Raw genomic sequence first — 5,187 nt, forward strand, 5'->3', positions numbered from 1 at the left:
ATAGCAACCTATATTAACTAAAAAGTATTTTATAGATGATTCAGAATATAGAGATTTACCTGCTAATTCAAATCAAGTTAATGACTTTATTGAAAAAGCTTTAAAATAAAAAGAACCTCTTACTGAGTCTAGTCAATCAAGCCTCCTCCATATCCGTCAAGAATTGGGGGAGGTTATTGACATCAATAACTCTCTTGAATTACCATCAAATACCTTGGATGCTAACTTTTTTAGCTCTACACGATGCTCTTTCATCATATCTATCTTCTCGATATTCTGCTTCTCCTGCTCAAAGATTCTCACCTCTGACTCTCGCAGTTGAGTGTGAAAAGAGTTGTTTTCATTAACCAACTCCTCATTTCTATTTTGAAGTTTCCTATGACTCTCTTCAAGTTTGGTATAACTGTTATTGAGTAACTCATAGTGAACGCTTAGTTGTTTAAAATCTATCTTTAGTCGATGCATAGACTCTATATGTGCTTTTGACTCCTCTTTTAGCTCCTCTTGGAGACTCTCCACACTCTTCAAAGCATTTTTGAGCCTCTCTTCGTTCTTTGGAATAAAGAGTAATTCTCTGCTTAAATCTGCACTCTTTATCCTCTCCTCTTGTAGCTCATTTTCCAATAGAGATATTCTTGCTATCTTCGCCTCATCTATCTCTTTGGCTTGATCCAAAATAGTATTGAGTGCATTGACCTTTGCCAAGAAATAGACGATAATAATTGTAATCAGAAGTGAGATAGAGAAAAAGAGACTCATCAAGATAAAAAACTCTGCATCCATCTGAAAGTTTGCAAATACTTTATCCAAAATCTAGCCCTCTATAATATCATAATCTTTTGGCTCCTCACACTCCAAGCCTCTATCATCAAATGGTTTAATATCATAGTTCATATTCTCAAAAAGGATTCTAACTCTATTATCAAGACTGTCTGTATAAAAAATCTTTTTTAACTTCTCATTATCGTCAACTGTAATGAGATACTCCACCTCTCTATAGAGTGCTTTGTAATCCTTTTTGCTAATCTTTTGGGCAACCTTTAGAACCTCTTCTAGGTCTAAGCCCTCATCTATAAGATACCTCGATACCTGTTCTAAATCATGGTCTATTACTATGAGTTGAAGCCCATCGGTACAGACCTCTTTTTGAGTAGGACTCTTGTAGTTCCACTTAAAAAGTTTAGAGCTTATCTCTGTCTCAGAGCCTGACTCATTGACCAAGATGGTCTTCTCTTGTTTGAACTTTACATTGCCACTATATTCTATGGCTTTACCTTTATCATTTGTAATGGTTTGATTGAAATCCGTTTCAAAGTTATTAGGTAGTGCCATATCTGCATTTAGAGCCATAGCCATAATAGATATTGTGAAGATTAGTTTCATTTTTAATAATTCCTTAGTTAATTATTAAATAATATCAAATAGAGACTTGATTTTAAGTAAAAATTCTATCTTTATATTTTTATTTGATATGATTACAAAATGAAAAAAACACTATTATGGATTTTTATCCCATTTATACTTATCCAATCTATACGAATGGATGTACCAGCAACATTAACTCTAGAGACTAAGAATGAGATAGAGACTCCAAAAAAAATTATGGAGATACTAAAACGCTCCTGTTATGATTGTCACTCAAACTCTCTTGTATATCCTTGGTACTCCCAAATAGCCCCTCTCTCATGGTACACCCAAGACCATGTCAAAGATGGCAGAAGAGTAGTAAACTTCTCCATATGGAAAAGTTATGACAGAGCTAAACAGTTTGAGGTTATGGATAAACTTCCAAAATCACTACTGATTCGGATGCCTCTTCCTGACTATCTATGGCTACATGAAGATGCAAAACTTAGTGAGAGTGATAAAAAAATATTAACTAAATGGGCAGAAAAGTTAGCAGAAGATCTGAAATAAAATCAAATCGGATAATTTTTATCCTATTTAAACTTATTTACGCTATACTAGCATTATCAAAACAAATAAAAGGAAATAACATGCCAAAAATTAACAAGTATGTAGATATTAGCGAAGTAGATAGAGAAGCAAAAAAAGACCTTATCGACAGACACTCACCATTTATTCACTGTGCTGATACTGCAACAGCAGGTGAGCCATTTGAAGTGACTGTAAAGATGGGTAACGAGTATACTCACCCTGATGATTTTGACCACTTCATCGAGTCTGTAACTCTTTTCAATGGTGAGACAAAATTAGCTCAAGCGACTTATATTCCAGGAGCTCTTGGTAATACAAAAGCTCACAATACTACTACATTTACAATCATCCCAACAGGAAAAAAACTTAAATTGGTAGCTCATGGTTACTGTACTAAACATGGTATCTGGGAAGGTACACAAGTGAATGTTGCTGTAAACTAAAACTCTTTCTGCAAGTAACAATAGTTTTGATTCATTAATCTTTTGTTACTGTAATAACCTCATCAGCAATAAACCGAGCATGTTGCAAAAAGAAAAAGTGGTCACCATCAAGAGGATAAAATTTACTTCCCTCTATCAATTCATGTATCTTCTCCCCTGTATAGAGAGGTGTCGCCGTATCCTCTTCTCCCCAAAATAGCAGAGCTTTTCCCTTATATTTAGAAAATCTTGCCTCAAAATCCTCATCAACAACATTTTTGAAAGTCTCATACATCTCATGACTCATCCCTTGGGCATCAGGAGCCACAAACAGCTCTCTTATCTTTTTCATCCCAAGTGGTTTTAAAAATTTAAAAGTTGCAATTTTGACTCTAACTGACCACGGCTTAACAGTCTTTATCCCTGCCGATGAGAGCAGTACTAGATAGTCAGGATTGAGTAGTGTAGCCACTTTACCACCAAAAGAGTGACCCATAATGACCTTTGGGCTTAGCCCAACTGCTCTGATAAAAAGTCTCACGATATAGGCATAATCTTCTGTATCAAGAATCATATTATTACTACTGCCACCAAACCCTGGTAGGTCAAGATAGGTGATACGATAATCACTAAACTTCTTATCAAAAGCCTGTTTCATAATCTCTTTGTTGCTTCCCCAACCATGTAGAACCAAAATCCCCATCTTGGCACTTGGGTTACACATCTCATAACTAAGCTTGAACAACTGCTTCTTATAGGTAATCTCTTTTATCGCCATAACTCTACTTTATTATTGAATTGTATAAGTTTATTACATTATTGCTTTAGAACATACAAAAGCAGTCGAAAATGCCCACTGAAAGTTATATCCACCCAACTCACCAGTTACATCAAGAACTTCACCTACAAAATATAGACCCTCAACCTCTCTACTCATCATAGAACTGGCATCTATCTCATCACTATCTATGCCACCTTTGGTAACTTCTGCTTTAGAGTAACCAAACGAACCTGCTGGTGCAAATGAGTACTCTTTTAACCCCTCTATCTCTCTCCACTCACTAGCAGTTAGCTGATTTGCCTTTTTATCTTCTATCTTCAACTCTACCAAAAAAGCTTTGGCAACACGGCTAGGTATCCCCAATATATTAGAGATATTCCTCTTTGACATCTTCAACTGCTCTATATTTAGATTTGACAAGAAATCTATAGAGATTTTCCCTTTTTCCCAATATAGCGAAGCATCCAAAACAGCAGGACCAGAGATACCCTTGTGAGCAAATAGCAAAGAACCCTCTATCTCCTTCTCCCCTACCCTAATCTTGACCTCTGTAGAGATACCTGATAGCAACTTAAAGAAAAACTGCTCTGGCTGAACAGTAAAACCAACCAACCCAGCTTTTAGCGTATGAATAGTGTGACCAAACGATGAAGCAATATCATAACCTATTGAAGTTGCCCCAAGTTTTGGAAAGCTAAGACCACCCGATGCTACCACCACCTGTTTGGCTTGAAAAACTCCTCTGCTACTGTAGACCTCAAAAAGCCCATCCTTTTTTTCTACCCTCTCTACTTTTGTATCCAATCGAAACTTTTTTCTATCTATCTCTCTTTTGAGTAAATCAACTATCTCTTTGGCAGAAGTTTTACAAAAGTATTGATTATTTTTACGCATCTGTGGCACTAACCCCCTCTGACCAAGCCAAGAGAGAAGTTGATTTTGGTCAAATCTCTTAATAATATTTCGCACGAACCTCTGATTTCCAAGATAATTTTTGGGTTTCAGCTTATCATTGGTAATATTACATCGTCCACCACCAGAGACAAGCATCTTTGCCCCAACATTTGGATTATGGTCTATAATCACAAAATCCCTGTCAGGCATCAAAGCCCCCAACATCAATCCACTAGCCCCTGCTCCAATAATAACTATATCTGTTCTAAACATAAAATCTCTCCAATTAATTTTGATTTGGCTTGGGTTAGTTTTTGGGTTTGATTATTTTCCATATTTATCATCAAACTCCTCCTCTATCTCCTCAATAGTAGGCAAAGAAGATTTAAACTCTTTAGGTAAAACCTGAGTAAGCTGATACTCACTAACACCCATAGGTTTGTTTATATCTTTCAGAGCATACTCCACTATCGTATCATTTTTAGATTTACATATCAAAATCCCTATAGTTGGATTGTCTCTCTCCCCTCTTACTTCACCATCAATAGCTGAAATATAAAAATTCAACTTCCCTGCAAACTCAGGTTTAAAATCAACTGTTTTCAACTCAACAACCACATAACAGTAGAGCTTAATATGATAAAAAAGCAAATCTATTTTAAACTTTTTACCACCTACCTCAAGCCCATATTGTCGCCCGACAAATGAAAAACCTTGCCCCAACTCCAACAAAAACTTTGTCATATGTTCCATCAGGGCATCTTCAAGTTCTAGCTCATCATGTCTCTCTCGCAGGGTCAAAAAGTCAAATTTATAAGGGTCTTTTAGCATTTGGATAGCCAAATCAGAGTGAACAGAGGGAAGTTGTTTACTAAAATTAGTAATGGCTTTCCCCTCTCTTATGTATAATTGATTTTCAATCTGCTGACGAAGTGTCTCTCTTGACCAACTGTTTTCTATGGTTTTTTCAATATAGAATTTTGCTATCTCTATATCTTTGATTTTTGTAATAATAGCAATACTATGTCCCCAAGGTATCTGAAAAATTTCGTCCACAACTTGTGGACTTTTTTCATTTTCTAATTGGTCAACAAGTTGTTGGCTTTTTGAAAAAAATTGATACCATTGTCTCATATATTTTATATTACTTAC

General features: G+C 35.7%; 7 protein-coding genes. 2 read left to right on the forward strand and 5 right to left on the reverse strand.

Annotated elements, in window-relative coordinates; all coding sequences use genetic code 11:
- Positions 1-156: 156 nt before the first annotated feature.
- Positions 157-810 carry a hypothetical protein gene (locus GSY74_RS10550; RefSeq protein WP_164665087.1) on the reverse strand — a complete coding sequence of 218 codons (654 nt, stop codon included), beginning with the start codon at positions 808-810 and terminating at the stop codon, positions 157-159.
- A 3-nt stretch (positions 811-813) separates the two neighbouring features.
- Complete coding sequence (locus GSY74_RS10555) at positions 814-1,383, reverse strand: outer-membrane lipoprotein carrier protein LolA (RefSeq protein ID WP_164665089.1); 570 nt, start codon at positions 1,381-1,383, stop codon at positions 814-816.
- A 99-nt stretch (positions 1,384-1,482) separates the two neighbouring features.
- On the opposite strand from GSY74_RS10555, the gene GSY74_RS10560 reads away from it, so the two are divergent.
- Together GSY74_RS10560 and GSY74_RS10565 are read left to right on the forward strand one after the other, a co-directional pair.
- Entirely contained in the window at positions 1,483-1,917 is a 435-nt protein-coding gene (locus GSY74_RS10560) for a heme-binding domain-containing protein (protein ID WP_164665090.1), read from the forward strand.
- 80 nt (positions 1,918-1,997) lie between these two features.
- Positions 1,998-2,381: a class II SORL domain-containing protein gene (locus tag GSY74_RS10565; protein ID WP_164665092.1), complete on the forward strand. Its 384-nt coding sequence runs from the start codon at positions 1,998-2,000 to the stop codon at positions 2,379-2,381.
- Positions 2,382-2,415: 34 nt separating this feature from the next.
- Here GSY74_RS10565 and GSY74_RS10570 read toward each other — a convergent pair whose 3' ends face one another.
- From GSY74_RS10570 to GSY74_RS10580, 3 genes are all read right to left on the reverse strand, one after another.
- Positions 2,416-3,138 carry an alpha/beta fold hydrolase gene (locus GSY74_RS10570; protein ID WP_164665094.1) on the reverse strand — a complete coding sequence of 241 codons (723 nt, stop codon included), beginning with the start codon at positions 3,136-3,138 and terminating at the stop codon, positions 2,416-2,418.
- 33 nt (positions 3,139-3,171) lie between these two features.
- A complete protein-coding gene (locus GSY74_RS10575) occupies positions 3,172-4,308 on the reverse strand; it encodes an aminoacetone oxidase family FAD-binding enzyme (RefSeq protein WP_164665095.1) in 1,137 nt (378 codons plus the stop codon).
- Positions 4,309-4,359: 51 nt separating this feature from the next.
- On the reverse strand, positions 4,360-5,187 hold an 828-nt coding region (locus GSY74_RS10580; RefSeq protein WP_164665097.1), incomplete at its 5' end, for a YhcG family protein.

The sequence above is a fragment of the Sulfurovum sp. bin170 genome (genome assembly GCF_010892395.1).
GTDB lineage: Bacteria > Campylobacterota > Campylobacteria > Campylobacterales > Sulfurovaceae > UBA1140.

Bases quoted from the DNA above. Each gene is read 5' to 3' on its own strand.
- GSY74_RS10555 (WP_164665089.1), bottom strand. From the start codon at position 1,383: ATGAAACTAATCTTCACAATATCTATTATGGCTATGGCTCTAAATGCA.
- GSY74_RS10560 (WP_164665090.1), top strand. From the start codon at position 1,483: ATGAAAAAAACACTATTATGGATTTTTATCCCATTTATACTTATCCAA.
- GSY74_RS10565 (WP_164665092.1), top strand. From the start codon at position 1,998: ATGCCAAAAATTAACAAGTATGTAGATATTAGCGAAGTAGATAGAGAA.
- GSY74_RS10570 (WP_164665094.1), bottom strand. From the start codon at position 3,138: ATGGCGATAAAAGAGATTACCTATAAGAAGCAGTTGTTCAAGCTTAGT.
- GSY74_RS10575 (WP_164665095.1), bottom strand. From the start codon at position 4,308: ATGTTTAGAACAGATATAGTTATTATTGGAGCAGGGGCTAGTGGATTG.